Origin of the sequence: Kitasatospora dryopteridis (assembly GCF_050749075.1) — a bacterium.
Lineage (GTDB): Bacteria > Actinomycetota > Actinomycetes > Streptomycetales > Streptomycetaceae > Kitasatospora.
This window is the reverse complement of sequence record NZ_CP192749.1, coordinates 7,157,115-7,181,070: the sequence shown is the minus strand read 5'-3', so window position 1 is coordinate 7,181,070 and position 23,956 is coordinate 7,157,115. Positions and strand designations below refer to the sequence as shown.

Sequence of the window (23,956 nt, the reverse complement as noted above, 5' to 3'; positions counted from 1 at the left end):
CCCCATGCCGAACCAGCAGGACACGACGCAGGCCGCCGCGGCGGGGAACCGCTTCGAGCGCCGCCGCGCCCGCACCCGCCAGTCGCTGATCACCGCCGCGCGGCAGATCCTGGCCGAGGCGGGCGAGGGCTCGGCCAGCATCCAGGAGATCGCCGAGCGGGCGGACGTGGGATTCGGCTCCTTCTACAACCACTTCGCGTCGAAGACGGAGCTCTTCGACGCGGCCGTGGCGGACGCACTGGAGGAGTTCGGCGAGGCCTTCGACAGGCGGCTGAGCGGGATCGACGATCCGGCGGAACTGCTCGCGGCCGGCTTCCGGCTCAGCGCCCGCATGGCCAGAACGCAGCCGGAGCTCATGCAGGTCGTGCGCCGCCGCGGGCTCGCCCACGTCCACTCGGACCGCGGGCTGGCCCCGCGCGCACGGCGCGACCTGGAGGCGGGCGTCGCCGCCGGCCGGTTCGACCCGGTGGACCCCACCGTCGCGCTGGCCGCCCTGGGCGGCTCCCTGCTGTCCCTGGTGGAGCTGATGTTCGCCCGCCCCGACTTCGACGGCGACGGGGCGGCGGCCGACCTGGCGGAGATGATGCTGCGGATGCTGGGCGTCCCGCCGGAGGATGCCCGCGAGGTCTCCCGTCGGCCGCTGCCCGACCTCGGCTGACCCGGCCGGCGGCCGCCGCGCGCGGCAGGGTGCGGCTCCCGGCCCGGAGTCCGGCGGCGGCTACCGGACGGAGTCGGCGTGCCCCCGGGCACGGTCGTCGCCCGTCACCGGCGGCTGCTGCTGGGGGTGCCTGCCGGCGGACCGGCGGCCGGGCAGGACCGCGAGGACGATCAGCGTCCCGGCGGCCATGACGATCCCGCCGATGAGGCTGGTCTGGGCGACGCTGTGGGCGAAGGCCCCGTGGACGGCCTCGACCAGGGCCTGCGCCTGCTGCGGCCCGGCGGACGGGTCCTTCGCGACCTGCTCGGCGACCGCGAGGCCGCCGCCCACCGAGTCCTTCGCCGTCTCCAGCGCGGCGGGCGGGAGGTGGCCGCCGACCGCGTCGGTCAGCTCGTCGCGGTAGGCCGTGCCGAGGAGCGAGCCCAGCACCGCGATGCCCAGGGAGCCGCCGAGTTCCAGCGCGGTGTCGTTGGCACCGCCGCCGACGCCCAGCTCGGCCTCGGGGAAGGAGTCCATGATGGTGTCGGTGGCCGGGGAGACGCTCAGCCCTATCGCAAAGCCGAGCAGCAGCAGCGACGGCAGGAAGCCGCTGTAGGTGGAACCCTCGTCGACCCGGGTCAGCAGGAGGACGCCCGTGGTGCCGATCGCCATGCCGACCACCACCACCGCCCTGACGCCCGCCCGGGGAGCCAGCCGCCCGGTCACCGCGGCGCCGGCGAACACGGCACCGGCCAGCGGCAGCAGCCGTACGCCGGTCTCCAACGGGCCGTAACCGAGGACGAACTGCAGAAACTGGGTCGCGTAGTAGATCGAGCCGAAGGTGCCGAAGAAGAAGAACAGCACCGCGATCATCGACCCGCTGAACGGGCGCAGCCGGAACCGGCGCACGTCCAGCATCGGGCGGGGGTGCCTCGACTCCCAAGCCACGAAGGCCGCCAGGCCGACACCCGCGACCACGGCGGCGGCGATCGGGCCGGCGCCCCAGCCGAAGTGCGGGCCCTCGATCGTCGCGTACACCAGGGAGCCGACCGAAACCACGGACAGCAGGCCGCCCACGTAGTCGATCCGGCCCGCGTTCTCCGCCCTGGACGGCGGGACCAGGACCAGTGCGCCGACGACGGCGACGACCGCAACGGGCACGTTGATCAGGAAGGTCGAGCCCCAGGCGTGGTCCTCCAGCAGGAAGCCGGCCAGCAGCGGACCCGCGGCGATGGCGAGGCCGGAGGTGGCGGTCCACACGGTGATGGCCCGCGACCGCTCGCGCCTGGGGAAGATCGCGACCAGCAGGGACAGCGTGGCCGGCATGACCACGGCGGCGCCGACGCCCATGATCGCGCGGGCCGCCACGACCAGTTCCGTCCGGTCGGCCAGGCTGCCCATGACCGATCCCCCGGCGAAGACCAGCAGACCGGCGACCAGGGCGCCGCGGCGGCTGTACTTGTCGCCGATCGAGCCCAGGACGAGCATCAGCGCGGCGTACGGGACGGTGTAGCCGTCGATGACCCACTGCAGGTCGCTGCTGCCGAGGCCCAGGCTCCGGGACATGTCCGGCGCGGCGACGATCAGCGAGGTGTTCGCCATGACGACGATCAGCAGGCTCAGGCAGAGCACGATCAGGGCCCACCAGCGACGCGGGTACGGCCCGGTCGCCCTCTCGGCGGGTGCGGTGGCGGGCAAGGACATGGGGGCTCCCACAGGACGAGTTATCTGCACATCGATGTGCAGGTTATTTTATTGCCCACTGGCGTGCAAATAACTCCACGGGCCGCCGGATGCGGCTCTCCCGGCTGCGGCGGCGCACGACGAAGAGCCCCCGACCGGAGGTGTCCGGTCGGGGGCTCTGGGGGGTGTTCAGTCGCCGGGTGCGGGGTCCGCCCCGGCGGTGGGGGCGATCTCGTCGACGACGGTGCGCGCCCGCTGCTCAGGCACTCCGGCCGAGATGAGCATGGCGACGGCCACCCGGGTGCCGTCGTCCTCCAGCGTCCCGGCGTTGACCTCGCCCAGCAGGGCGACCGTCATCGCCTCCAGTCCGGCGCTCAGCACGGCCGGCGGCAGGTGGGTGTGGAAGACGCCGTCCCGCTGGCCGCGCTCCAGGATGGCCGTCGCCGCGTCGCGGGCCGGCTTGAGGATCTCGGCGACCCGTTCCGCGCCGAGGTCGCGCCGGGCCTGGGCCAGCAGCATCCGGTACCGGTCCCCCACCGGCCACAGCGACAGCTCGAAGTGTGCGAGCGCCCGCTCGGCCGGCTCGTCCGGCTTCACGCCTGCCGCCACCGCGGCCAGGAGCGCCTCGGAGGCCTCCTCGGCCAGCGCCTCCAGCAGCGCGGCCCGGCCGGGGAAGTGCCCGAACAGGGTGCGCCGCACCACACCGGAGGCCCGCGCCAGCTCCTCGAGGGTGATGTCCGGGTTCCGCCCCAGCTCGCGGCGGGCCGTCGCCATGATGCGCGCCCGGTTGGACCGCGAATTGCGTCGCTGCGGCTCGCCGGCAACGGACTTGGGCACGGGATACCTCGGTGGAACGCGGCGGGAAGGACGACGCCGTCCATTCTCACACGCGGCCCCGCGCGCCATGCCGTGCCCGTGACTGCGCCCGGCATGGCGCACCGTCAGTCGTCGGGGACTCCGGTGCCGCTGAGGGCCGGGACGGTCTTCTCCCGGCGGGTGAGGGAGCGGGCGCCGGTGCGGAACTGGTCGAGCTTGGCGATGATGCTCCCGCCGACCGGGGTGTGGCCCCAGGTGCTGATGCCCCGGTGGGTGCTGGGCTCCCAGGTGGTCTCGTCGATGACGATCGGGTTCCAGCCGACCTCCCACTCGAAGCCCGAGGGGGTGCGGGCGTAGTAGGAGAGTTCCTTGTCGTTGGTGTGCTGGCCGACGGACAGCGCCATCTCGAAGCCGAGTTCGTGTACTCGCTGGTAGCTGCGGGCGAGGTCGTCGAGTCGGGCGGCCTGGATGTTGAGGTGCTGCACCCGGGTGCGGACCGGATCGATCGGCAGACCGCGGACGGCGGCGATCGCGATCGAGTGGTGGCGCTCGTTGACCCGCAGGAAGCGGATCTTGAGCTTGACGCCGCTGATCGTCTCGTCGATGTAGTCGGTCAGCCGGGCGTCGAAGACGGTGTGGAAGTAGCCGTGCATCAGGGTGGGTCTGGCCGAGGTGATCGCGACATGGCCCATCCCGGAGTCGCCGGTGACCCATCCGGACGCGAGCATCCGCAACGGCTCCCGGGAGGTGAGCGGCGTGGTGCAGAGCTCCTGGGTGATGCCCTTCGGGCCGGGGAATCGCAGCAGGCGTTCGACACCGCGCAGGGCCGCCTGTTCGGCGGTGCCCTCGACGACGGGGACGCCGCGGGCCCGGACCCGGGCCTCGATCTGTTCGAAGGCGGCGTGGTCGTCGACGTGCCAGCCGGTTGCCACGACGTCCTCGGCGGGACCGCGCTGCAGCAGGAAACGGCATTCCTGCTCGTCGAGGCGGAAGCGCATCAGGCCGGTGTCGAGCTCGTCGCGGTGCATGCCGATGGCGTCGGTGCCGAAGCGGCGCCAGTCGGCGAAGCGCTCGGTCTCGATGACGACGTGACCGAGGTGGACGGCGCCGAAGACGGAGGAGTGCGCAGCGGTGTTCATCGGCGGCCTGCCAGGAAGTCGGCGCACAGGCGGTTGAAGAGTTCGGCGCGTTCCCACTGCACCCAGTGGCCGGTGTTGGCGACCAGGTAGAGGTCGCAGTCGGGCATGCGCTCGGCCAGCATCCGGCCGCCGGACGGCCGGTTGACCCTGTCCGCGGCGCCCCACAGCACCAGGGTCGGCACGGCCAGCCGGGCGAGCCGGGCGTCGCGGGTGAAGTCCATCCGCCACAGGGTGCGCAGCGCGTCGGGCCCGGAGGGGCGGCGCAGCGGCGGGTCGGCGACGGTCTCGGGGTCGATGCTGTCGCGGTAGCGGGCGTCGATGACCTCGTCCGGCACGTCGGCGGCGTTGAAGACGAGGTGGTTGCGGATGAACTTCTCCAGCTTCGGCCGCGTGGGGCCCTCTCCGCGGTAGTAGTCGAGCAGGCTGTTGAGCCCGGGTGTGGGGAGCGCCCTGGTGGTGCCGATGCCGCCGGGGCCCATCAGGACCATGCGGTCGACCCGCTCGGGGGTGTCGAGGGCGAGGCGGAGGGCGCAGGCGCCGCCGTAGGAGTTGCCGACGAAGTGGGCCCGGTCGAGCCCGAGTCGGTCGAGCAGGCCGCGTACGGTGTCGGCGAGGTAGCCGAACGGGTCGGTGCCGTCGACGCCCTTGGTGCTGCGTCCGTAGCCGGGCAGGTCGGGCACGACGACCCGGTACTGCTTGGCCAACTCGGCGATGTTCCGGGAGTAGTTGGAGACGCCGGAGGCGCCGGGGCCGCCGCCGTGCAGCAGCAGGACGGGCGGGCCGTCCCCGGTCTGGGCGACGAAGATCTTCTTGCCGGCGACGGTGAGCAGGGACTCCTGCATCGACGGCGGCGCGGTGTCGGTGGTCATGGTGCTCCTCAGCCTGCGATCGGGGCGGTCGGTGCGGTGCGCGGTGCCGGGGCGAATCCGGCGGGGGGCTGCGGCAGTCGGGCGCCGGCGGGGGCCGCGGCGTAGACGTAGGCGTCCGGGCGCAGCACGAGGGTGGCGGCGCGGCGTTCGGCCAGCCAGGCCAGCAGGACGCCGTCGCTGTCGACGACCGCGCCCTCGGCCGGGCGCGAGCCGGCCGGGAGGACGGTCAGCGAGGGGACGCCGGCGCGCTCCCAGGCGGGTTGCGGCACCGGGAGTCCGCCGTGCAGGAGCAGCCAGCGGCCGCCGAGCACGTCGTCCAGGCGGACCCTCGTGCCGTCGGGTCCGGTGACCCAGGGCTGGGGGATCTGGTGTCCGGAGGCCCTGGTGCGCGAGCGGGCCTGGAATCCCCCGGCGTAGTGCGCGACCGGTATCCAGTTCGCGTCGACCAGCCGGCTGCCGAGGCCGGAGACCGGCCGGACTGCGCGGAGCGCCGTGTCGCGGGCCCTGGCCACGGGGAGCCGGCGTTCGGTGATGATCCGCCCGACGAGCACGGCGCGCCGGGTGACCTCCCTGACGTGCGGTTTGCGCTCGGCCTCGTAGGAGTCGAGGACCGTGTCGGGCAGTTCGCCGCGCAGGACGGCGGCGAGCTTCCAGCACAGGTTGGCCGCGTCCCGCACGCCGGCGGCCATGCCCTGCCCGATCCACGGGGGCATCGCGTGGGCGGCGTCGCCGGCCAGGAAGACCCGGCCGGCCCGGAAGCGGGAGGCGAAGCGGACGTGGTGGCTGTAGACGGTGGCACGCAGGATCCTGATGCTGTCGCGGCCGATCCCGTACCGGGCGACCATCGCGTGGATCGCGTCGTCGGTGGTGAGGTGCTTCTCGTCGTCGCCGGGCAGGATCGGGAACTCCCACCGGTGGTGGCCCAGCGGGGTGGGGCAGTCGACGGCCGGGCGGGCCGGGTCGCAGCGGAAGCGCAGCCGGTCGTGGTCCGGCCAGGGCTTGAGCATCTCCGTGTCGACGACCACCCAGCGGTCCTCGTACGTGCGGCCCTCGTAGCCGATGTTGAGCTGGGCCCGGGTGAGGCTGGAGCCGCCGTCGGCCGCGATCACGTACTTCGCGCGCACCCGCCGCACCGAGTCGTCGGCCGTCCCCACCAGGGTCAGCTCGACCCCGCCGGCGTCCTGGGCCAGCCGCAGGCACTCGTGCTGCAGCAGGACCTCGACGTTCGGGTAGCGGTCGACGCCGTCGCGCAGGACCTGCTCCAGCGCGGGCTGGTAGATGAACATCTGCGGCGGGTGGCCGTGGCCGCGCGGTGCGGGGCAGGCGCTGAGGAAGGTGCGGCCGCGGGCGTCGACGAAGTCGATCGGCCGCTCGGCGAGCATGTCCTGCTTCAGCCGGTCGGCCAGCCCGATGCGCTGCCAGATCCGGACGACCTCCTCGTCGGTGGAGATCGCCCGCGCCCGGGTGAAGATCTCGGCGTCGCGCTCCAGTACGAGGACCCGCAGGCCCGCCGCGCCCAGCAGGTTCGCCGCGGTCACCCCCGTGGGCCCGTATCCGATCACCGCCACGTCGTACGCGCTGTCCTCGGCTCTGATTCCGTTCACGGCCACCTCGCTGTCGTCCTGTCGCGGCTCTTGTTGTAACGCTCACTCCAATTAGAATGACCGCTACGGTAAGCTCGACCTCAGAGACGGTCAAGTGCCGGCACCACGGAAGGGCAACCCCATGACCAAGGCGGAGACGACGCGCAAGAAGCGCGCCAACGGCGTGGAGTCGCGGCAGCGCATCCTCGACGCCACGGTGGAGATCGCGGGCGAGCGCGGGTACGAGGGCACCTCGATCGCCGCGGTCAGCACCAAGTGCGGGCTGCCCGCGAGCTCGATCTACTGGCACTTCAAGGACAAGGACGACCTGATCGCCGCGGTCATCGAGCGCAGCTTCGAGACCTGGCTGGCCGCCGTCGACCTGCCCGGCGACGAGGCCGGCACGCCGCAGGAACGGGTCACGGCCATGGCCGCGAACGTGGCGAGGTCCCTCGTCGACGCACCGGACTTCCTCCGCCTCGGCCTGATGCTCGCCCTGGAGCGGCGCCCCACCGAACCCCGCGGCCGGACGGTGTTCCTCCAGGTCCGCGAGATCGCCCGCCGGAAGGTCACCGAGGTGATCGGCGAGCTGCTCCCCGGCCTGGCGGAGGACGACGTGCAGCTGCTGACCACCTATGCCGTCGCCGGCGCCGACGGCCTGTTCGTGCAGCGGGAGATCAACGGCGACACCGTCGACCTGGTGGGGCTGTTCGAGCTGCACGCCCGACTGGTCTGGGAGGCCGGGGTGCGGATGGCGGCGAGGAACGGGGAGTGAGCCCGGCGGCCGCCCGGCACCGGCCGTCGCCGGGCGCCGTCACCGGCTCCTGAACCGCCGTGCACCGACCCGAGTTCCCCCCAGTGAGAGGCCACCCCCATGACCACCGCGCCCCACCGGATCGACGTCCACCAGCACACCGTCCCGTCCCTCTACCGCGACGCCCTCGCCAGGGCCGGCATCGCCGACGCCGGCGGCCGCGCGCTGCCCGACTGGAGCCCCGAGTCGGCCCTTGAAGTGATGGACCTGCTGGGTACCGCCACGGCGATCCTCTCCGTCTCCACCCCGGGCACCGGCTTCCTCTCCGACCCGGCCGAGGCCGCCGACCTGGCCCGCCGCCTCAACGACTCGGCCGCCGCGCTCGCCGCCGAACACCCGGACCGCTTCGGCTGGTTCGCCACCCTGCCGATGCCCGACACCGACGCGTCCGCCGCGGAGGCCGAGCGGGCCCTGGCCCGGCTGGGGGCCGACGGGGTCGCCCTGCTCGCCAACAACCGGGGCAGCTACCTGGGCGCCGAAGGACAGGACGCCCTGTGGAGCGTCCTCGACGAGCACCGCGGCGTCGTGCTGGTGCACCCGGCCGAACTCCCCGCCCCCGCCGTCGACGGCATACCGCCGTTCGCCGCCGACTTCCTCCTCGACACCACCCGCGCCGCCTACCTGCTCGTCCGCAACGGCATCGTCCGCCGCCACCCGAACATCCGCTTCATCCTCAGCCACGCCGGCGGATTCCTGCCCTACGCCTCGCACCGCATGGCCGTCGCCATCGCCGCCGACACCGGGCGCAGCCCGCTCGACGTCCTGGACGACTTCCGCGGCTTCTACTTCGACACCGCGCTCTCCTCCAGCCCCGCCGCGCTGCCCACGCTGCTCGCCTTCGCCCGCCCGGGCCACGTCCTGTTCGGCAGCGACTGGCCGTTCGCGCCCACCGCCGCCGGCCAGTACTTCGCCAACGGGCTCGACGGCGGCGCCGCCCCCGGCACCCTCGCGGCCGTCAACCGCAGCAACGCCGAAGCACTCTTCCCCCGCCTGGCCGCCACCCCCACGCCGACCCCGGCCCGCCGGCCGCCGCTCCGGGCACGTCTGCGCCGGTCCGCACAGCGCGCCGGCGCCCGCCTGTTCTTCAGACTCGTCCAGCCGGGCACGGACTGAACGAACCGAGCCGCCGTCGCCGGGCCCGTCAGCCGAAGGCCGGCGCCGGGAGGTCGGCGGACTCCTTCAGTTCGGCCCAGACCGTCTTGCCGCGCCGGGCGTGGCGGGTGCCCCAGTGCTCGGCGAACCGGGCGACCAGGAGCAGGCCGCGCCCGCCCTCGTCGAAGATCCGGGCGCGGCGCAGGTGCGGACTGGTGCTGCTGGCGTCGGACACCTCGCACAGCAGGGTGCGGGTGGCGGCGCCTCCCCGTTCGCCGGGGGGCCTCGGGAGGATGAGGCGCAGGCTGATCGGGGGGCGGCCGTAGCGGACGGCGTTGGTGACCAGCTCGCTGACCACCAGTGCGGCGCCGAAGTCGAACTCCTCCAGCCCCCAGGCGGTCAGCTGCCGGGAGACGTCCGTACGGACGCGGGCGACGGCTGCCGGGTCGGCGGCCACGTCCCAGCTGGCGACCCGGTCGTCCCCCAGGGCGCGGGTGCGCGCGACGAGCAGCGCGACGTCGTCGTCGGGCCGCTCGGGCAGCAGGGTTTCGAGCACCGTGTCGCAGACCGCCTCCAGGGAGGGCGCGGGCCTGGCGAGCGCGTGCCGCAGTGCGGCGAGGCCCGCGTCGACGTCGTGGCTGCGGGCCTGGATCAGGCCGTCGGTGTACAGGGCGATCAGGCTGCCTTCGGGCAGGTCGATCTCCGCCGTCTCGAACGGCAGGCCGCCCAGGCCCAGCGGCGGGCCGGGAGGCAGGTCCAGCAGGTCCGCCTTGCCGTCCCCGACCACCACGGCGGGCGGCACGTGCCCGGCGCGGGCCAGGGTGCAGCAGCGGGCGACCGGGTCGTAGACCGCGTACAGGCAGGTGGCGCCGATGTCCCCGTCGGCCTCGGTGTCCGGGCCGGCGGATGCTTCGGCGGCCAGGCGCAGCACGACGTCGTCCAGGTGGGTGAGGAGTTCCTCGGGCGGCAGGTCGATGTCGGCCAGGGTGCGGACGGCGGTCCGCAGCCGGCCCATGGTGGCGGCGGCGCGGACCCCGTGGCCGACCACGTCGCCGACCACGAGGGCGACCCGGGCGCCGGAGAGCGGGATGACGTCGTACCAGTCGCCGCCCACCCCGGCCTCGGAGCCGGCCGGCCGGTAGCGGTAGGCGACGTCCACGGCCGACTGCTCCGGCGCCTCCCGCGGGAGCAGGCTGCGCTGCAGGGTGAGCGCGGTGGAGCGGGCGTTCGTGTACCGGCGGGCGTTGTCGACGGCGACCGCGGCCCTGGCGGCGATCTCCTGGGCGATGAGGAGGTCCTCGTCGTCGTAGCGGGCCGGACCTCCGTGCCGGGTGAACTCGGCGACGCCCAGGGTGGTGCCGCGGGCGCGCAGCGGCACCACCAGACAGGCACCGGGCGGCTCACCAACCGCGGCCGCGCCGCCGTGCCGGGTGGCGCGTCCGGCGGACAGGGCGAGCGCGGTCGGCGATCCGTCCGGCGGGGTGTGGAGCTGCTGCGGCGCCGCTGCCGGGTCCGGTCCCGTCCCGGACGCAGGTGCCTGCGCGGTCCGGCGCAGCAGGAGCCGGCCGTCCCCCGGGCCGTCCTGTCCGCGGAACACGTGGTCGAGCAGGTCGACGGTGGCGAGGTCGGCGAGGGACTCCGTGGCGAAGTCCGCCAGTTCCTGGGCGGTGCGGGCGATGTCCAGCGTGGTCCCGATGCGTGCGCCCGCCTCGTTCACCATGGCCGTGCGCCGGCGGAGCCTGCGGTCCCGCTCCTCCTGGAACGCCGCGACGCCCTGCTCGGACGTCCGGTCCACGTACGCGGTCGCCATCGCGATCAGCTCGCGGGCGGCCGCGCCGACCAGCTCGGGATCGCCGGTGAGCCGGGGGATCTCCGCGAGCAGCTGGTCGAGGGCGACCGCCTGGGCCAGCCGGAAGGCGCGGAGCATCGTGCTGAGCGGGATGCCGCGCCGGGCCAGTTTCCGCGCGCGCTCCTCGTCGGCGGGCGGCGGTGCGATGTCGCCCGGGGCGACGGCGTGCTCGAGGCCGAACAGCACGGCGCGGATGTGATCGGCGATGTTCTGCGAGACCGTCCGGCCGACGTCCGGGTCGTCCCACAGGCCCGGGAGCTCGCGCCGCAGGCAGCGTTCCACGTCGGCTGTCAGCTCGTCCGCTCTCGAGCCGAGTTCGTGTGCGGCTCGCGACACAAGACCGCCGGCCGTGAACTCCACACTGTCGACGGTACGCCGCGTGCACCCGTTCCTCCGACCGGGCGGAGCTGCGCGGCCGGGTGCGGCATGCCCCCGTCAGCCGCCGGTGCGCAGGACGCGGGAGAGCCCCAGGGCCGCCGTCCGCACGGCGGGCGCCAGCTGGGCCGGGCTGAAACGGGCCCGCGGCACGGCCACCGAGAGGGCGGCCACCATGGTGCCGCCGGAGAAGACCGGGGCGGCGATGCAGCACACCCCGAGGGCCGCCTCCTGCTCCTCGTAGGCGAGGCCGGAGACCTGGATCTTCTCCAGGGCCGTGCGCAGCCGTGCCGGGTCGGTGATCGAGTACGGGGTGAGGCTCGGCAGCGGCCGCGCCAGCACCTCCTCGGTCAGCTCGGCGCCGGAGAAGGCGAGCAGGGCCTTGCCCACACCGGTGCAGCTCAGCGGCAGGCTGCCGCCGATGCGGGAGGGCAGCTGCAGGGCCTCGTGGCCGTGGATGCGTTCGAGGTAGACGACGTCCGTGCCCTCGCGCACCCCAAGGTGCACGGTCTCGCGGGTGGCCTCGAAGAGGTCCTGGAGGAACGGCAGGGCCGCTTCGCGCAGGTCGAGCCGGTGGGGTACCAGCGAGCCGAGTTCGAAGAGCTTCGCCCCGAGCCGGTACTGCGGGCCGGTGCGTTCCAGCCAGCCCAGCCGGACGAGGTCCGCCGCCAGCCGGTGCACGGTGGGCTTGGGCAGGCCGGTGTGCTCGGAAAGTTCCGACAGGCGGTACGGACCGCCGCTCGGAATGAAGCACTCCAGGATGGTTGCGGCCTTGTCGAGCATGCTGCCGCCTGCACTGTTCCGTGTCACGGAACAATGTTTGTCCCATCCGGGGTGTGCTGTCTATACCGGGATGCACAGCCGGGCGCCACGAGGCCCGCTCCCCCACCACCCCTCTGGAGGCAATCCGTGTCGACCGCACCCGACGGCGCCCGTCCGGCCGCCGCTCCGCCGCCCGCCGTCGAGCAGGCCGCCGACCTGCTGGCGGAGGCGGCCCGCACCCGCGTGGCGTGCCCTCCCGTCCGCACCCTGTTCGACGGCGGCGGCGACCTGGAGACCGCCTACGCCGTGCAGCAGCTGAACGTCCGCCGCGGCCTGGCCGCCGGCCGCCGGATCGTGGGCCGCAAGATCGGCCTGACATCCGTCGCCGTCCAGCGGCAACTGGGCGTGGACCGGCCCGACTTCGGCGCACTGTTCGCGGACATGGCGGTTCCCGACGGCGGCGAGGTGCCCACGGGACGGCTGATCCGGCCCAAGGTGGAGGCCGAGGTCGCACTCGTCCTCGGGCGCGACCTGCCGGACCCCGGCTGCACCGCCGCCGACGTGCTGCGCGCCGTCGACTTCGCGCTGCCCGCGCTGGAGATCGTCGACAGCCGCATCGCCGGCTGCATCTCCCTGGTCGACACCGTCGCCGACAACGCCTCCTGCGGCCTGTTCGTGCGGGCGCCACCCCCGTCGACTCGACCTGCGCGCCGTCACGCCCGCGCTGGAGATCGTCGACAGCCGCATCGCATCTCCCTGGTCGACACCGTCGCCGACAACGCCTCCTGCGGCCTGTTCGTGCTGGGCGCCACCCCCGTACCGCTCACCGCCGTCGACCTGCGCGCCGTCACGATGACCATGACCCGCAACGGCGGGACGGTCTCCGCCGGCACCGGCGCCGACTGCCTGGGCAGCCCGCTCAACGCGGCCGTCTGGCTGGCCTCCGCGCTGGCCGAGCGGGGCGACCCGCTGCGCGCCGGGGACCTCGTACTGACCGGCGCCCTGGGCCCGATGACCCCCGCCGCCCCGGGAGACGTCTTCGAGGCCCGCATCCCGGGCCTGGGCTCCGCAGCCGTCCGCTTCGCCACGGAAGGAGACCGCACGTGACCACCAAGGTCGCCGTCATCGGTTCCGGCAACATCGGCACCGACCTCATGATCAAGATCCTGCGGCTCTCGGAGGGCCTGGAGCTCACCGCGATGGCCGGGATCGACCCGGACTCCGACGGCCTGGCCCGCGCCCGCCGCCTGAAGGTCGCCACCACCCACCGGGGCGTCGAAGGACTCGTCGGCATGGACGAGTTCGCCGATGTCGAGATCGTCTTCGACGCGACCTCGGCCGGCGCCCACCGCCACCACGACGCGGTGCTGCGCCCGCTCGGCCGCACCCTGGTCGACCTCACGCCGGCGGCCCTCGGCCCGTACGTCGTCCCGCCGGTCAACGGCGGCGACCACCTCGGCGCGCCGAACGTCAACATGGTCACCTGCGGCGGCCAGGCCACCGTCCCGATCGTCGCCGCCGTCAACGCGGTCACCCCCGTCCACTACGGCGAGATCGTCGCCTCCATCGCCTCCCGCTCCGCAGGCCCCGGCACCCGCGCCAACATCGACGAGTTCACCGGGACCACCGCCTCCGCCGTCGAACGCGTCGGCGGCGCGGCACGCGGCAAGGCGATCATCGTCCTCAACCCCGCCGAACCCCCGCTGATCATGCGGGACACCGTGCACTGCCTGGTCTCCGCCTGCGCCACCGAGGCCGTCACCGCCTCCGTCGAGGAGATGGCCGAACGAGTCAGAGCGTACGTGCCCGGCTACCGGCTCAAGCAGCAGGTGCAGTTCGACGAGGTGTCCGCCGACGACCCGCTGCGCCGCCTCGCCCCCGGCGTCGACGAGGCCCTGAAGGTGTCCGTCTTCCTCGAGGTCGAGGGTGCCGCGCACTACCTCCCGGCCTACGCCGGGAACCTCGACATCATGACCTCGGCCGCGCTGCGCACCGCGGAGCGCATGGCCGCCCACCGCACCACGGAGGTGGCATCCCGATGACCCGCCTGTACGTCCAGGACGTGACCCTGCGGGACGGCATGCACGCCGTCCGGCACCGCTACGGCGTCGGCCAGGCACGCGTGATCGCCGCGGCACTCGACGCGGCCGGCGTGGCCGCGATCGAGATCGCCCACGGCGACGGGCTGGCCGGCTCCAGCATCAACTACGGCGTCGGTGCCCACACCGACTGGGAGTGGATCGAGGCCGTGGTGGACGCCACGCACGACGCCGTCCCCACCACACTGCTGCTGCCCGGCATCGGCACCGTGCACGACCTCAGGCAGGCGCACGCCCTCGGCATCCGGTCGGTGCGGATCGCCACCCACTGCACCGAGGCCGACATCTCCGCCCAGCACATCGCCGCCGCCCGCGGGCTGGGCATGGACGTCGCCGGGTTCCTGATGATGTCCCACCTGGCCGAGCCCGCCGAACTCGCCCGCCAGGCGAAGCTCATGGAGTCCTACGGCGCCAACTGCGTCTACGTCACCGACTCCGGCGGCCGCCTGACCATGGACGGCGTCCGCGAACGCTTCCGGGCGTACCGCGACGTGCTCGACCCGGCCACCGAACTGGGCATCCACGCCCATCACAACCTCGCCCTGGGCGTGGCCAATTCGGTGGTCGCCGTGGAGAGCGGCGCCACCCGTGTCGACGCCTCGCTCGCGGGGCAGGGCGCCGGGGCCGGGAACTGCCCGCTGGAGGCGTTCGTCGCGGTCGCCGACCTGATGGGATGGGAGCACGGCTGCGACCTGTTCCCGCTGATGGACGCCGCCGACGACCTGGTGCGGCCGCTCCAGGACCGCGAGGTGCGGGTGGACCGCGAGACCCTCAGCCTCGGCTACGCCGGCGTGTACTCCAGCTTCCTGCGCCACGCCGAGACCGCAGCCGCCCGGTACGGCCTCGACACCCGCAGCATCCTGGTCGAGGTCGGCCGGCGGGGCATGGTGGGCGGCCAGGAGGACATGATCACCGACATCGCGCTGGACCTCGCGGGCCGCGAGCCGGCCGCCTCCTGATCCGGGCGGCGGCACGCACCGGCCCCGGCCGGGGCCGGTGCGTGCCAGCCGACTACTCCACGAACTCGGCCTGCGGGAAGCGGCTCGACGGGCCGTCCAGCAGGTGGCTGTCGCGGTGGCGCAGCCCGAGGTCGAAGAAGGCGTCGACGTAGGCACGCTGGGCCGCGACCGAGTCTGCCGGGTCGATGGTGCCGACCTGGGTCTGCACGGCGGCGGCCGGCACCCGTCCTGCGGCCGCGATCTGCGGCAGCTGCACCTGCAGGTCGGTGTACGAGAGGTGGCCCGAGCCGGTCAGCCGGATGTTGCGGTGCGGGCCCCGGAGGTTGGCCCAGAACGGCTGCCAGAACGCGTCGTTGTGCGTCCACTCGCCGCTGTTCATCAGCAGGAACGGCCGGTCCAGGCCGTCCGCGACGACGCTGCCGACCGGGCCCTCCTCCCCGAAGTCCAGCCCGCCGTCGAGGTCGACCGCGGCGTCCACCCGGGCGTCGTCGTGCATCACCTGGGCGGCGGTGGCGCCACCGAGCGAGTGGCCGACCATGCCGACGGCGGCGAGGTCGATCCGGCCGGCCAGCCCGGCGGGGAGGCGGCGGTGCTCGGCGTCCGGGTTGCCGCCCCGGTTCAGCACCGCGAGCCGGTCAAGGACGAAGCGGGTGTCGGTGACCCGGATGTCGACCAGTCGGCGCGGTGCGGCGCCGGCCGCGGCGGGGTCGGCCGTGGCCGTCCGCCCGCCGGGGAACTCCACGGCCAGCGACTCGTAGGTGTGGTCGATCGCCACCACCAGGTAGCCGCGGGCGGCCAATTCCTCGGCGAGGACGGTGCCCTGGCCGCGCAGACCGCCGGCACCGGGCGAGTACAGCACGACGGGGAGGCAGCCCCGGCCGGACGCGGCGGGCACGCCGGTGCGGGCGTGGGTGAGGGTGCCCGCCCAGTCGGCGGTGTCGGCGGGCAGGCCGAACTGCCGCTGCAGCGAGTCCGCGAAGGCGGCCGCGGTGCCGGCGGACAGCTGCGGTGCCCGCGCACCCGCGCCGCCGGAGCGGGCCGGGTACCAGAGCGTGACCATCAGCTCGCGGGAGCGTCCGGGCTGCCAGGGGTCGGTGCGACCGGTGTCCACCAGGTGCAGGTCGGTCGTGCCGACCGCGTAGGGGCCGTGCGGTGCCGGGAGGGTCAGGTGCACGGGGGTGCCGGCGGGAGCCGGGTCCGCATGGGCCACCGGGGCGGCGGCGAACGGCCCTGCCAGCGCGAGCAGGACGGAGGCGGCGGCCGTGGTGGACCGCCGGATTCGGTTCGTCGTCATACCCGCACCCTATGCGGCGGGGCTTACCCATGGGTATCGACTTTCGGCTAACACCGGCTCTGCAAAGCAAGGCTGACGTCTACTCATGTGATGCGCCGCCACAACCCTTCCCCGCCCCACGCCAGGGGCGGGGAAGGGCGCGGTTCAGCGGGTGGTGCGGGAACCGATGCCGAGCGCGGTGTAGAGGAGCGTCGCGGAGGCGAAGCCGACCGCCCAGCCGTAGTCGGCGAGGGGCTTGAGGAAGGGGATCAGGCCGTCGGCTGGGAAGGGGCCGCCGTAGGAGCCGCCGACGGCGAGGAGGCCGCCGACGAGGAGGGCGAGCAGGGCGCGCCAGTTCCAGCCGGCGGTGTACCAGTAGCGGCCGTGCGGGCGGTACAGGTCGGCGAGGTCGAGCGAGGTGCGGCGGACGATCCAGTAGTCGGCGATGAGGATGCCTGCGACGGTGCCCAGCAGGCCGCCGACCACGCCGAGCCAGGTGAAGATGTAGATCTGCGGGTCGGAGATCAGCTTCCACGGGAAGATCACGACGCCGACCACGCCGGTGATCATCGCCCCGGTGCGGAAATTGACGAACTTCGGGACGAGGTTGGCCAGGTCGTAGGCGGGCGAGACCACGTTCGCGGCGATGTTCACCGACAGGGTGGCGACCAGCACGGTCAGCAGGGCAAAGAGGATCCCGGCGGTGGAGTCCATCTTGGCGGACAGCGCGATCGGGTCCCAGATCGGCTCCCCGTAGACGGCCTGGGAGCCGGAGGTGACGAGCACCGACAGCAGGGCGAACAGGGTCATGGTGGTGGGCAGGCCGAGCGCCTGGCCGCGGATCTGCGCCTTCTGCGAGCCGCCGAAGCGGGTGAAGTCCGGGATGTTCAGCGAGAGCGTCGACCAGAAGCCGATCATGCCCATCAGGGCGGGGAAGAAGACCTTCCAGAAGTCGCCGTCCCAGCCCAGCTTGGAGGGCTGGTCGAGCAGCGGGCCGAAGCCGCCGGCCTCCACCGAGATCCAGAGCAGCAGGGCGAGCGCGCCGACGATGACGAACGGCGCCGCCCAGTTCTCGAACCGCCGCAGGGTCTCCATGCCGCGGGCGATGATCGCCATCTCGATCGCCCAGAAGATCAGGAACGACAGCCACTGCGTCCACGGGTAGCCGCCGACGTGGCCCGCGTTCTGCCAGCCCGAGCCGAGCAGCTTCCCGGCGAGCAGGAAGATGCCCTCGCCGCCGATCCAGGTCTGGATGCCGAACCACGCGCAGGCCACCGCGGCCCGGACCATCGCCGGCAGGTTCGCCCCGCGCAGCCCGAACGAGGCCCGGGCGAACACCGGGAACGGGATGCCGTACTTGGTGCCGGCGTGCCCGGTGAGCAGCATCGGCACCAGCACGATCAGGTTGCCCAGGGCGATGGTGAGGACGGCCTGCTTCCAGTCCATGCCGAGCGCGACCAGGCCGGAGGCCAGCGTCCAGGACGGGATGTTGTGGGCCATGCCGACCCAGAGGGCGAGGAAGTTGTAGGTGGTCCAGCGGCGCCGGGCGACGGGAACGGGTCTGAGGTCGTCGTTGGCGAAGCGGGGGTCGGAGAGGTCGGCGCCGTCGGTGAGTTCGACGCGGCCGTCGGCGTGGACGGTCTGGGCTGTGGACACGGGCTACCACCTTGTGCGGGGGAACGGCCCGGCGGCCGCCGTGGGGTGCGGCCGCCGGGAGCGGGAAGGTGATGGTGCGTCTACCGGTGGTTCAGGCCGGCGGTGGGTCGGGCCGGCGGTGGGTCAGGCCAGCGCGGGGATGACGCTCTTGCCGTACGCGTCGATGGTGGGCTCGATGGCGTCGTGCATGGCGTACACGGCGAACTGGTCGACGCCCAGCGAGCGGAGGTGCTGCAGCTTGGCGATCTGCGTCTCGGGCGGGCCGATCAGGCAGAAGCGGTCCACGATCTCGTCGGGGACGAAGGCGGTGTCCGGGTTCCCGGCCCGGCCGTGGTGGCTGTAGTCGTATCCGTGGCGGTCCTTGATGTAGGCGGTGAGCTCCTCGGGGACCATCGAGGAGTGCTCGCCGTAGCGGGAGACCAGGTCGGCGACGTGGTTGCCGACCATGCCGCCGAACCAGCGGCACTGCTCGCGGGCGTGCGCCAGCGCCTCCGGCGAGTCGTCGGTGGTCACGTACGCCGGGGCGGCGACGCAGACGGTGACGGAGGCCGGGTCCCGGCCGGCCTCCGCGGCGGCGTCGCGGACGGCCTTGACCATCCACTCGGTGAGGTAGGGGTCGGCGAGCTGCAGGATGAAGCCGTCCGCGACCTGCCCGGTGAGGTGCAGCGCCTTGGGCCCGTACGCGCCCATCCAGACCGGCAGGCGGGCGCCCTCCTTGACCCACGGGATGTGGATCTCGGTGCCGTCGACCTCGACGGTGCGGCCCTCGGCGAGTTCCCGGATGGCGTGGATGGCCTCGCCGAGCATGGCGAGGCCGGCCTGCTGGCGGCCGGCGACGCGCTGCGCGGAGTCGCCGCGCCCGATGCCGCAGACGGTGCGGTTGCCGTACATGTCGTTGAGGGTGGCGAACAGGGAGGCGGTGACCTCCCAGGTCCGGGTGGCGGGGTTGGTCACCATCGGGCCCACCGTCATCCGCTCGGTCTCGGCGAGGATGCGGCTGTAGATGACGAAGGGCTCCTGCCAGAGCACCACGGAGTCGAAGGTCCACCCGTGGGTGAAGCCGGCCGCCTCGGCGCGCTTCATCCGGTCGATGAGCAGGCGGGCGGGCGGGTCGGTCTGAAGGACGAGGCCGATGTCCACGGGGCTCCTAGCGGTCGAGGTACTGGCAGGTGGCGCGCGGCTGGTACCGGCCGTGGCCGGCCCTGCCGAGGTAGTTGTCTCCGTCGACGACGACGGTGCCGCGGGAGAGCACGGTGCGGACCCTGCCGGTGATCCGCTTGCCCTCGTAGGCCGAGTAGTCGACGTTCATGTGGTGGGTCTCTGCGGAGATCGTCTGGACGGCGTTCGGGTCGTAGACCACGATGTCGGCGTCGGCGCCGGGGGCGACGGTGCCCTTCTTCGGGTAGAGGCCGAACATCCGCGCCGGGGTGGCGCAGGCGATCTCGATCCAGCGGCGGCGGGTGATGTGCCCGTCGACGACGGCCTGGTGGAGCAGGTCCATCCGGTTCTCCACGCCGGGCAGGCCGTTGGGGATCTTGGAGAAGTCGCCGCGGCCGAGCTCCTTCTGCCCGACGAAGCAGAACGGGCAGTGGTCGGTGGAGACCACCTGGAGGTCGTTGGTGCGCAGGCCCTTCCACAGCTCGGCCTGGTGCTCCTTGGGCCGCAGCGGGGTGGAGCAGACGTACTTGGCGCCCTCGAAGCCGGGCTCGGCGAGGTTGTCGGTGGAGAGGAAGAGGTACTGCGGGCAGGTCTCGCCGAAGACCGGCAGGCCCTGGTCGCGGGCGCCGGCGATCTCGGCGACGGCGGAGGCCGCGGAGACGTGCACCACGTACAGCGGGGACCCGGCGACCTGGGCGAGCCTGATCGCCCGGTGGGTGGCCTCGGCCTCCAGCAGTTCGCGGCGGACCTCCCCGTGGTAGCGGGGGTCGGTCTTCCCGGCGGCGAGGGCCTGCTCGACCAGGACGTCGATGGCGATGCCGTTCTCGGCGTGCATCATGATCAGGCCGCCGTTGTCGGCGCCGCGCTGCATGGCCCGCAGGATCTTGCCGTCGTCGCTGTAGAAGACGCCCGGGTAGGCCATGAACAGCTTGAAGGAGGTGACGCCCTCCCCCACCAGCAGGTCCATCTCCTTGAGGCTGGCGTCGTTGACGTCGGCGAGGATCATGTGGAAGCCGTAGTCGATGGCGCAGTTGCCCTCGGCCTTGGCGTGCCAGGCGTCCAGGCCCTCGCGCAGCGAGGCGCCGACGGACTGGACGGCGAAGTCGACGATGGTGGTGGTGCCGCCCCAGGCCGCGGCCCGGGTGCCGGTCTCGAAGGTGTCGGAGGCGGAGGTGCCGCCGAAGGGCAGCTCCATGTGGGTGTGGGCGTCGACGCCGCCCGGGACGACGTACATCCCGGTGGCGTCGATGACCGTGTCGGCCGTCCAGTCCCGGGCGGCGCTGCTGCCGCGGGCGGCGAGGGCGACGATCTTCTCGTCCTCGACCAGCACGTCGGCGTCGAGTTCCTCGGCGGCGGTGACCACCAGGCCGCCGCGGATCACGGTACGGGTCACGGGCGCTGCTCCTCTCAGGCCTGGGTGAGCGGGTTGTACGCGTCCGGGCGGCGGTCGCGGTAGAAGGCCCACTGCTGGCGGACCTCCTCGATGGCGTCGAGGTCGAGGTCGCGCACCAGGAGCTCCTCGTGCTTGTCGGAGGCGACGTCGCCGACGAACTGGCCGCGCGGGTCGACGAAGTAGCTGGTGCCGTAGAAGTCGTTGTCGCCGTACTCCTCGACGCCGACCCGGTTGATCGCGGCGATGTAGTACTCGTTGGCGACGGCGGCGGCGGGCTGCTCCAGCTGCCACAGGTACTGGGAGAGGCTGCGGCTGGTGGCGGAGGGGTTGTAGACGATCTCCGCGCCGGCCAGGCCGAGGGCGCGCCAGCCCTCGGGGAAGTGCCGGTCGTAGCAGATGTACACGCCGACCTTGCCGACGGAGGTCTCGAAGACCGGCCAGCCGAGGTTTCCGGGCTTGAAGTAGTACTTCTCCCAGAATCCCTTGACCTGCGGGATGTGGTGCTTGCGGTACTTGCCGAGGTAGCTGCCGTCGGCGTCGATGACGGCGGCGGTGTTGTAGTAGAAGCCCTGCTGCTCGACCTCGTAGACCGGCACGACGATCACCATGCGCAGTTCCCTGGCGAGGGCCTGCATGCGCTGGACGGTGGGCCCGTCCGGGACGGGCTCGGCCCAGGAGTAGTGCTCCGGTTCCTGGACCTGACAGAAGTACGGGGCGTTGAAGACCTCCTGGAATCCGATGATCTGCGCGCCCTGGGCGGCCGCGTCGCGGGCCGCCTTTTCGTGGGCCGCGATCATCGTTTCCTTGTCCCCCGTCCAGGCGGTCTGGAACAGCGCTGCCCTGACGACTCGGCTCATCTCAACTCCTCGGAGAAGTCGTGGTAGACCGCTGACATTAGGAGTTTCACACCCGCAGGTGGAGTACCACGCTGTAACGCTCTCCGGTGTTTTGCGTTCCGCGGCGAAACCATGATCGGATGAAAATCAGACCCTGATAACAATGGGCGCCCGGGCGGGTTAAACCTGCGTTTCCGATGGGGATGATGGACTGAATTCCTCCGCGGCGCGGCGGGGACCGGGCGAGGATGCGGCGCGGACCGGAGCCGCCGGGGCTTTGCCGGGGCTGATCCCGACCAGGCAAGATAGGCCGGTGACCCTCCTGGACCTGATGCCGAAGCCCGCCACCCCCGACGCCCTGTTCGAGACCTTCGCCGAGTGGGCGATGGAGCGCGGCATCACCCTCTACCCGGCCCAGGAGGAGGCGCTCATCGAGCTGGTCTCCGGGAACAACGTGATCCTGGCGACCCCGACCGGCTCCGGCAAGAGCCTGGTCGCCGCCGGGGCCCACTTCGCCGCCCTGGCCGAGGGCAAGCGCACCTTCTACACCGCGCCCATCAAGGCGCTGGTGTCGGAGAAGTTCTTCGACCTGTGCAAGATCTTCGGCACCGAACAGGTCGGCATGATGACCGGTGACGCCAGCGTCAATCCGACCGCGCCCATCATCTGCTGCACCGCCGAGGTGCTCGCGCAGATCGCGCTGCACGACGGCGAGCGGGCCGACATCGGCCAGGTCGTCATGGACGAGTTCCACTTCTACGCCGAGCCCGACCGCGGCTGGGCCTGGCAGATCCCGCTGCTGGAGCTCCCGCAGGCGCAGTTCCTGCTGATGTCCGCCACCCTCGGCGACGTCCGCCGCTTCGAGGAGGACCTCACCCGCCGCACCGGCCGGGCCACCACCTGCGTCCGCTCGGCGACCCGCCCGGTGCCGCTGTTCTACGAGTACCGGCGCACCACCCTGCACGACACCCTGGAGGAGCTGTTGACCACCGGCCAGGCGCCGGTGTACGTCGTGCACTTCACCCAGAAGGAGGCGGTGGAGCGGGCGCAGTCGCTGATGAGCATCAACATGTGCACCAAGGCGGAGAAGGACGCCATCGCCGCCCTGATCGGCGGCTTCCGCTTCACCACCAAGTTCGGCCGCAACCTCTCCCGCTACGTGCGGCACGGCATCGGCGTGCACCACGCCGGCATGCTGCCCAAGTACCGCCGCCTGGTCGAGCGGCTTGCCCAGGCCGGCCTGCTGAAGGTCATCTGCGGCACAGACACCCTCGGCGTCGGCGTGAACGTGCCGATCCGCACCGTGCTGTTCACCGCGCTGTCCAAGTACGACGGGCAGCGGGTGCGGGTGCTGCGGGCCCGCGAGTTCCACCAGATCGCGGGCCGGGCCGGCCGGGCCGGCTTCGACACCGTCGGCCACGTGGTGGCGCAGGCCCCCGAGCACGTGGTGGAGAACGACAAGGCGCTCGCCAAGGCCGGCGACGACCCGAAGAAGCGCCGCAAGGTCGTCCGCAAGAAGGCCCCCGAGGGCTTCGTCGGCTGGACGGAGGAGACCTTCGAGCGCCTGATCGCGGCCGACCCGGAGCCGCTGGTCAGCCGGTTCAAGGTCAGCCACGCCATGCTGCTGTCGGTGATCGGCCGACCGGGCGACGCCTTCCCGGCCATGCGCAAGCTGCTCACCGACAACCACGAGGACCGCCCGGCGCAGCGCCGGCACATCCGCTCGGCGATCGCCATCTACCGCTCGCTGCTGGAGGGCGGCGTCGTCGAGCGGCTGGACAAGCCTGACGCCGAGGGCCGCCGCGTCCGGCTCACGCTGGACCTGCAGGAGAACTTCGCGCTCAACCAGCCGCTGTCCACCTTCGCGCTGGCCACCTTCGACCTGCTGGACCCGGAGTCGCCGTCCTACGCGCTCGACGTGGTCTCGGTGGTCGAGGCGACCCTCGACGACCCGCGGCAGATCCTCGCCTCGCAGGAGAACAAGGCCCGTGGCGAGGCCGTCGGCGAGATGAAGCGTGACGGCATCGAGTACGAGGAGCGGATGGCCCGGCTCCAGGAGATCACCTACCCGAAGCCGCTCGAGGAGCTGCTCGGCCACGCCTACGAGGTCTACCGCCGGGCGCACCCGTGGATCGGCGACCACCCGCTGGCTCCCAAGTCCGTGGTCCGCGACCTGTACGAGCGGGCGATGACCTTCACCGACTACGTCGGTTTCTACGAGCTGGCCCGCACCGAGGGCATCGTCCTGCGGTACCTGGCGAGCGCGTACAAGGCCCTCGAGCAGACCGTCCCGGACGACATCAAGACCGACGACCTGAAGGACGTCATCGCCTGGCTGGGTGAGCTGGTGCGGCAGGTCGACTCCTCACTGCTCGACGAGTGGGAGCAGCTGGCCAACCCGACCGAGCCGGAGGCGGGCGAGGTCAAGCTGGACGAGAAGCCGGCGCCGGTCACGGCGAACGCGCGGGCCTTCCGGGTGCTGGTGCGGAACGAGATGTTCCGCCGGGTGGAGCTGGCCGCCCTGGAGCACTACGACGAGCTGGGCGATCTGGACAGCGAGTACGGCTGGGACGGCGACCGCTGGGCGGACGCGATGGACGGGTACTGGGAGGAGTACGACGACCTCGGGACGGGGCCGGACGCGCGCGGCCCGAAGATGCTGCTCATCGAGGAGGTCGAGGACGAGGGCCTGTGGCGCGTCCGGCAGATCTTCGACGACCCGGCGGGCGACCGCGACTGGGGCATCAGCGCCGAGGTCGACCTCTACGGCTCCGACGAAGAGGGCCGCGCCGTCCTGCGCGTCACCGCCGTCGACCGCCTCGGCGGCTAGACACTCAGGGGCGCGGGGAACTGCGCAATCCGGACGCGGTGAACTGCACAGTTCGGGTCAACCACTCAGGGGCGCGGGGAACTGCGCAGCCCGGGACGGGTGCACTGGACGTACTCGGGGTTGCCCCCGAACG

The 23,956-nt window shown here is 72.7% G+C and carries 19 protein-coding genes; 7 read left to right on the top strand and 12 right to left on the bottom strand.

What is annotated here, in order from left to right:
• Positions 1 to 4: 4 nt before the first annotated feature.
• On the top strand, positions 5 to 658 hold the full coding sequence (locus ACQ614_RS32505; protein WP_431682575.1) for a TetR/AcrR family transcriptional regulator: 654 nt from the start codon (positions 5 to 7) through the stop codon (positions 656 to 658).
• Between the two features lie 60 nt (positions 659 to 718).
• On the opposite strand, the gene ACQ614_RS32500 is transcribed toward ACQ614_RS32505, so the two are convergent.
• The 5 genes from ACQ614_RS32500 to ACQ614_RS32480 form a co-directional block, all read right to left on the bottom strand.
• The gene (locus tag ACQ614_RS32500) at positions 719 to 2,341 is read right to left on the bottom strand and encodes an MFS transporter (RefSeq protein ID WP_431682574.1); all 1,623 of its coding nucleotides are present in this window, start codon (positions 2,339 to 2,341) and stop codon (positions 719 to 721) included.
• Positions 2,342 to 2,509: 168 nt separating this feature from the next.
• Positions 2,510 to 3,157 carry a TetR family transcriptional regulator gene (locus ACQ614_RS32495; protein ID WP_431682573.1) on the bottom strand — a complete coding sequence of 216 codons (648 nt, stop codon included), beginning with the start codon at positions 3,155 to 3,157 and terminating at the stop codon, positions 2,510 to 2,512.
• Positions 3,158 to 3,261: 104 nt separating this feature from the next.
• The gene (locus ACQ614_RS32490) at positions 3,262 to 4,275 is read right to left on the bottom strand and encodes a VOC family protein (protein ID WP_431682572.1); all 1,014 of its coding nucleotides are present in this window, start codon (positions 4,273 to 4,275) and stop codon (positions 3,262 to 3,264) included.
• Positions 4,272 to 5,144: an alpha/beta fold hydrolase gene (locus tag ACQ614_RS32485; protein ID WP_431682571.1), complete on the bottom strand. Its 873-nt coding sequence runs from the start codon at positions 5,142 to 5,144 to the stop codon at positions 4,272 to 4,274. The genes ACQ614_RS32490 and ACQ614_RS32485 overlap by 4 nt, the downstream gene beginning before the upstream one ends.
• Positions 5,145 to 5,152: 8 nt before the next feature.
• Positions 5,153 to 6,748: a bifunctional 3-(3-hydroxy-phenyl)propionate/3-hydroxycinnamic acid hydroxylase gene (locus tag ACQ614_RS32480; RefSeq protein WP_431682570.1), complete on the bottom strand. Its 1,596-nt coding sequence runs from the start codon at positions 6,746 to 6,748 to the stop codon at positions 5,153 to 5,155.
• A 121-nt stretch (positions 6,749 to 6,869) separates the two neighbouring features.
• Between ACQ614_RS32480 and ACQ614_RS32475 the strand changes: the two genes are divergently transcribed.
• Both ACQ614_RS32475 and ACQ614_RS32470 read left to right on the top strand, forming a co-directional pair.
• Positions 6,870 to 7,502 carry a TetR/AcrR family transcriptional regulator gene (locus tag ACQ614_RS32475; protein WP_431682569.1) on the top strand — a complete coding sequence of 211 codons (633 nt, stop codon included), beginning with the start codon at positions 6,870 to 6,872 and terminating at the stop codon, positions 7,500 to 7,502.
• 99 nt (positions 7,503 to 7,601) lie between these two features.
• Positions 7,602 to 8,654 (top strand): amidohydrolase family protein, encoded by a 1,053-nt coding sequence (locus tag ACQ614_RS32470; RefSeq protein ID WP_431682567.1) that lies wholly within the window; start codon positions 7,602 to 7,604, stop codon positions 8,652 to 8,654.
• Positions 8,655 to 8,682: 28 nt separating this feature from the next.
• Here the strand turns inward: ACQ614_RS32470 and ACQ614_RS32465 are convergent, their stop codons facing one another.
• The gene (locus ACQ614_RS32465; protein WP_431682566.1) at positions 8,683 to 10,842 is read right to left on the bottom strand and encodes a SpoIIE family protein phosphatase; all 2,160 of its coding nucleotides are present in this window, start codon (positions 10,840 to 10,842) and stop codon (positions 8,683 to 8,685) included.
• 75 nt (positions 10,843 to 10,917) lie between these two features.
• Positions 10,918 to 11,640, bottom strand: a complete 723-nt coding sequence (locus ACQ614_RS32460; RefSeq protein WP_431684092.1) for an IclR family transcriptional regulator — start codon at positions 11,638 to 11,640, stop codon at positions 10,918 to 10,920.
• Between the two features lie 126 nt (positions 11,641 to 11,766).
• On the opposite strand from ACQ614_RS32460, the gene ACQ614_RS32455 reads away from it, so the two are divergent.
• The 3 genes from ACQ614_RS32455 to dmpG are packed head-to-tail and all read left to right on the top strand — an operon-like array spanning position 11,767 to position 14,677.
• Positions 11,767 to 12,726 carry a 2-keto-4-pentenoate hydratase gene (locus ACQ614_RS32455; protein ID WP_431682565.1) on the top strand — a complete coding sequence of 320 codons (960 nt, stop codon included), beginning with the start codon at positions 11,767 to 11,769 and terminating at the stop codon, positions 12,724 to 12,726.
• Positions 12,723 to 13,661 (top strand): acetaldehyde dehydrogenase (acetylating), encoded by a 939-nt coding sequence (locus ACQ614_RS32450; protein WP_431682563.1) that lies wholly within the window; start codon positions 12,723 to 12,725, stop codon positions 13,659 to 13,661. The genes ACQ614_RS32455 and ACQ614_RS32450 overlap by 4 nt, the downstream gene beginning before the upstream one ends.
• Entirely contained in the window at positions 13,658 to 14,677 is a 1,020-nt protein-coding gene (gene dmpG / locus ACQ614_RS32445) for a 4-hydroxy-2-oxovalerate aldolase (RefSeq protein ID WP_431682562.1), read from the top strand. Before ACQ614_RS32450 ends, dmpG begins: the two co-directional genes overlap by 4 nt.
• 52 nt (positions 14,678 to 14,729) lie before the next feature.
• Here dmpG and ACQ614_RS32440 read toward each other — a convergent pair whose 3' ends face one another.
• The 5 genes from ACQ614_RS32440 to ACQ614_RS32420 all read right to left on the bottom strand — a co-directional run bounded on the left by ACQ614_RS32440 (position 14,730) and on the right by ACQ614_RS32420 (position 21,014).
• Positions 14,730 to 15,971, bottom strand: a complete 1,242-nt coding sequence (locus tag ACQ614_RS32440; RefSeq protein ID WP_431682561.1) for an alpha/beta hydrolase family protein — start codon at positions 15,969 to 15,971, stop codon at positions 14,730 to 14,732.
• Between the two features lie 144 nt (positions 15,972 to 16,115).
• A complete protein-coding gene (locus tag ACQ614_RS32435; RefSeq protein WP_431682560.1) occupies positions 16,116 to 17,606 on the bottom strand; it encodes an NCS1 family nucleobase:cation symporter-1 in 1,491 nt (496 codons plus the stop codon).
• A gap of 123 nt (positions 17,607 to 17,729) precedes the next feature.
• Positions 17,730 to 18,746: a TIGR03842 family LLM class F420-dependent oxidoreductase gene (locus ACQ614_RS32430; protein ID WP_431682559.1), complete on the bottom strand. Its 1,017-nt coding sequence runs from the start codon at positions 18,744 to 18,746 to the stop codon at positions 17,730 to 17,732.
• A gap of 7 nt (positions 18,747 to 18,753) precedes the next feature.
• Positions 18,754 to 20,157, bottom strand: coding sequence for a dihydropyrimidinase (hydA, locus tag ACQ614_RS32425; protein ID WP_431682557.1), 1,404 nt, complete (start codon positions 20,155 to 20,157; stop codon positions 18,754 to 18,756).
• A 14-nt stretch (positions 20,158 to 20,171) separates the two neighbouring features.
• A complete protein-coding gene (locus ACQ614_RS32420; RefSeq protein WP_431682556.1) occupies positions 20,172 to 21,014 on the bottom strand; it encodes a nitrilase-related carbon-nitrogen hydrolase in 843 nt (280 codons plus the stop codon).
• A gap of 310 nt (positions 21,015 to 21,324) precedes the next feature.
• Between ACQ614_RS32420 and ACQ614_RS32415 the strand changes: the two genes are divergently transcribed.
• The gene (locus ACQ614_RS32415) at positions 21,325 to 23,823 is read left to right on the top strand and encodes a DEAD/DEAH box helicase (RefSeq protein ID WP_431684091.1); all 2,499 of its coding nucleotides are present in this window, start codon (positions 21,325 to 21,327) and stop codon (positions 23,821 to 23,823) included.
• Positions 23,824 to 23,956: the final 133 nt, after the last annotated feature.

Bases quoted from the DNA above. Each gene is read 5' to 3' on its own strand.
- ACQ614_RS32505 (WP_431682575.1), top strand. From the start codon at position 5: ATGCCGAACCAGCAGGACACGACGCAGGCCGCCGCGGCGGGGAACCGC.
- ACQ614_RS32500 (WP_431682574.1), bottom strand. From the start codon at position 2,341: ATGTCCTTGCCCGCCACCGCACCCGCCGAGAGGGCGACCGGGCCGTAC.
- ACQ614_RS32490 (WP_431682572.1), bottom strand. From the start codon at position 4,275: ATGAACACCGCTGCGCACTCCTCCGTCTTCGGCGCCGTCCACCTCGGT.
- ACQ614_RS32485 (WP_431682571.1), bottom strand. From the start codon at position 5,144: ATGACCACCGACACCGCGCCGCCGTCGATGCAGGAGTCCCTGCTCACC.
- ACQ614_RS32475 (WP_431682569.1), top strand. From the start codon at position 6,870: ATGACCAAGGCGGAGACGACGCGCAAGAAGCGCGCCAACGGCGTGGAG.
- ACQ614_RS32470 (WP_431682567.1), top strand. From the start codon at position 7,602: ATGACCACCGCGCCCCACCGGATCGACGTCCACCAGCACACCGTCCCG.
- ACQ614_RS32460 (WP_431684092.1), bottom strand. From the start codon at position 11,640: ATGCTCGACAAGGCCGCAACCATCCTGGAGTGCTTCATTCCGAGCGGC.
- dmpG (WP_431682562.1), top strand. From the start codon at position 13,658: ATGACCCGCCTGTACGTCCAGGACGTGACCCTGCGGGACGGCATGCAC.
- ACQ614_RS32440 (WP_431682561.1), bottom strand. From the start codon at position 15,971: ATGACGACGAACCGAATCCGGCGGTCCACCACGGCCGCCGCCTCCGTC.
- ACQ614_RS32420 (WP_431682556.1), bottom strand. From the start codon at position 21,014: ATGAGCCGAGTCGTCAGGGCAGCGCTGTTCCAGACCGCCTGGACGGGG.
- ACQ614_RS32415 (WP_431684091.1), top strand. From the start codon at position 21,325: ATGCCGAAGCCCGCCACCCCCGACGCCCTGTTCGAGACCTTCGCCGAG.